At 65.8% G+C, this 3,341-nt stretch carries 3 protein-coding genes; all 3 read left to right on the top strand.

Annotated features, from left to right (window positions below):
* Positions 1 to 421 precede the first annotated feature (421 nt).
* On the top strand, positions 422 to 1,402 hold the full coding sequence (gene cas6 / locus QZY03_RS14050; RefSeq protein WP_295582032.1) for a CRISPR system precrRNA processing endoribonuclease RAMP protein Cas6: 981 nt from the start codon (positions 422 to 424) through the stop codon (positions 1,400 to 1,402).
* Between the two features lie 148 nt (positions 1,403 to 1,550).
* Positions 1,551 to 2,720, top strand: coding sequence for a DUF1887 family CARF protein (locus QZY03_RS14055; protein ID WP_295582034.1), 1,170 nt, complete (start codon positions 1,551 to 1,553; stop codon positions 2,718 to 2,720).
* Positions 2,721 to 3,047: 327 nt separating this feature from the next.
* On the top strand, positions 3,048 to 3,341 hold a 294-nt coding region (locus QZY03_RS14060), incomplete at its 3' end, for a hypothetical protein (protein WP_295582036.1).

The raw sequence follows: 3,341 nt of genomic DNA on the forward strand, positions 1-3,341 counted from the left end.
CGGGTCCCTGACACCGAGCGGCGCGCCTTATCCACCCTACAGCGGAGCCGGTTTCGTAGGGTGGATAAGCGTAGCGCATCCACCATCCGCCTCGCCGATGGGGCGCGGTCGGCGGAGGCCACCCAAATTTGGAACTGCTGGGGGCGGGTTTCAAACCCGCCCCTACACCAAGGGTCTATCTTGATATCAGGTACGAAGGCTATAACCACGAAAGTCACGGAAGAACAGACGCGCCGAGGACGTCAACACCTGATGAAAAAGGGCCGTTCCCGGCTCGATAACCTAGTGGCAAACACCGCGAACTCCGGGTTAGTATCGTTGAAAGTACACAAGGGACGCAGCGGGTGTCCGCAGGACCGCGCGCGGGCCTAAGGTGCGCGAAAGTAACCGTGGATGAGACGGACCGGGGGCTGAGATGGGTGTGGACGATCATCAAGGTTCGGTGACACCGGACCGTTTTCCGGCGGTGGCGCGCTTGCGCTTCAAACTGCGCTCGCTGGACCCCATCGAACTGCCGGACTATGCCGGCTCCGCCTGGCGCGGACTGCTGGGCCACGGGCTGCGCCGCACCGTCTGCGTGACCCGGCAGCCGACCTGTCACGGTTGTCTGTTGACTTATGCCTGCGGCTATTCGCTCCTGTTCGAGACCCCGCCGCCGCCCGGTTACGATCAGGCCGGATTCGCCGCCCTGCCGCACCCCTATGTGCTCGACCTCGACCCTCAGGCGCCGCGGCGCTATGCGGTCGATGACCCGCTTGAACTCGGCGTCACCCTGATCGGCACGGCCGGTACCCAAGTTCCTTATCTCATCCACGCCCTCGCCAATGCCGGCCAGCTTGGCATCGGCCGCGACCATGGCCGTTTCGCGGTGGACGCCGTGCTGCGCCAATCCGCCCTGGGTGCCGACACCTGGGTGCCGGTCTATGATGCCGGCACCGGCGAATACCGCCAACTGCCGGCCAGTCCGCTCGAACTTCCGCCGCCGCCCCCCGCGGGTGCGATCCGGCTGCATCTGCGCACCCCCATGCGGATCAAGCGCGACGGTCACTTTGTCGCCCCGCGCGACTTCACGCTGACCACCTTGCTCCAACCGCTCCACATCCGCGTGCAGCGCCTCGCCGCCCTCTATGGCGGCCAGCCCCAGGCCAGCGAGTGGTCGCGCGCCGCCGCCCTGGTGGACACGCTGACCCTGCGCGACTGCCGCCTGCGCTGGCACGACTGGACCCGCTACTCCTCCCGCCAGGGCAGCCTGATGCAACTGGGCGGGCTGATCGGCGAACTGACCATCCAGGGGCCCGCCCTGGCTGAAATCTGGCCGGTGCTCTGGTTCGGTCAATGGGTCCATGTCGGCAAGGGCACGGCCTTCGGGCTCGGGGCCTATCGGTTGCAAACGCTGGTATGACCGTGAGGTCAAGGTCATCAGCCCGGTCAGCCCGCGCTCTGCACGGCCGTTCGTCCGCGCGGCGGACCCGATCGGGATCAGGACTTTGCGATCAAGGCCGAATCGCCGACACGGCGTCAACCACCTGCATGCCCTTACGGAGACCGCCATGACCGAATCCACCCACCTCTGCCTGGTCTCCAACCAGCCCACCCCCAACCTGACGCCCGCGCTGGACCCGGATCTTGCGCCGCGGCGGGTCATCCTCCTGGTCAGCCCCGACATGACCCGGCGGGCGGAGGCGCTGGAGGCGGTGCTCAAGCCGCGCGGGATCAGTGTCGCGCGCTGGCCGATCCAGGACGCCTGGGACGTGGAGCACATCCAGCAGCGGGTGCTGGAGTTGCTGGAGCAGGAGTCCGCGCTCATCGCGCCGCGCGCCATCGCGCTCAATGCCACCGGCGGCACCAAGCCCATGAGCATCGCCGCCTACGAGGCCTTCCGCGCCTATGACTTGCCCATCTTCTATGTGCACCCCGAGCACGACCGGCTGATCTGGCTGCACCCGGCGGATCGTCCCGCGGTCGATATCGCCAACCGGGTGCGTCTCGATGCCTTTCTGCTCGCCCATGGCGCCCGCCTGGAGGCGTCCGTCACGCAACCCGTCAGCGCCCCGCACCAGGCGCTGAACACCTGGCTGGTGGCCAACGTCCAACACCTCGCGCGTCCTCTGGGCACCCTCAACTGGCTGGCCAACCGCGCCGAGCGCGAATTGCTGTCCCCGGCACTGGAGCCGCACCAACTGCGCGATCCCGATCTGGCCGAATTGCTCGACCGGTTCGCCGACGCCGGCCTGCTGCGTCTGGAGCAAGGCCGCCTGCGGTTTCCGCACGAGGCCGCCCGCGGCATCGTCAACGGCGGCTGGCTGGAGGGCCATGTCTACACCGTCTTCGCCGACCTGAAGCGTGAAGACCGCCGCATCCAGGACCTGGCGCGTACGGTCCAGATTGTCCGCCGCGATGCGCGCGGCGCCTTGGTGCCCAATGAACTGGACGTCACCACCCTGATGGAGAACCGGCTCTATCTCATCGAATGCAAGACCCGCGGGTGGCGCGATGACGGCCCCGGCGACGGGCCGGGGGCCGAGGCACTGTACAAGCTGGACACCCTGGCCGACCTGCTCGGCGGCCTGCAGGCCCGCGCCATGCTGGTGAGTTACCTCGACCTGTCGGCCTACACCCTGCGTCGTGCCGCGGATCTGCGCATTCGCGTCTGCGCCGGTGCCCGGCTGCCGGAACTGCGACAACACCTGGCCGACTGGCTGCCGCGGACGCGGGTATAGCGATTGTTAAAGTATTCGCTCCGAACCCCGAAAACATCGTAATGCTGTAGGTTGGGGTGAGGAACGAACCCCAACATTTCAGCGCCTTACGTTTGGCTGATCGTTGGGCTTCGTTCCTCAGCTTAACCTACAAGGAATACTTGCCCAAACTCTATAGCCCTGACACGACACCCGCGGTCAGGGGTCGCGCGATGTCCCCGATATCTGGAATTGCCGACGATCAATGCTCCGACGCCAACATTCGGCTTGGAGTTGCTATGCTCTCCGGCCGATGATCAAGGCCGCGCCTGCGGTCGTCACACTCAACCACAGCAAAGGAGAAACACCATGAGCGACAGCGAGCGGGAACTGGGTGTCTTTACCGTCACCATCGAGCGGTTCGCGGATTTCTTATTACCGCGGGCGCTGGACATCAAGGCGAAAGTGGACAGCGGTGGGCGGTTCGATGATTTCGACATTGAATTTCTGGAGAACGTGATGGTCGAGGCCGAGCAGGCCAAGCCCTACCTGGACCGCCACCCGGACCTGCATGACCTCTACACCCGCGCGGTCAGTCTTTACCATGATATCGTCACCCAGGCCGCCGCGAACGAAACGGGGGCCTTGATCATCATTCCGGCC

This window comes from uncultured Lamprocystis sp. (assembly GCF_903933125.1).
In the GTDB taxonomy this organism is placed as follows: Bacteria; Pseudomonadota; Gammaproteobacteria; order Chromatiales; family Chromatiaceae; genus Thiodictyon.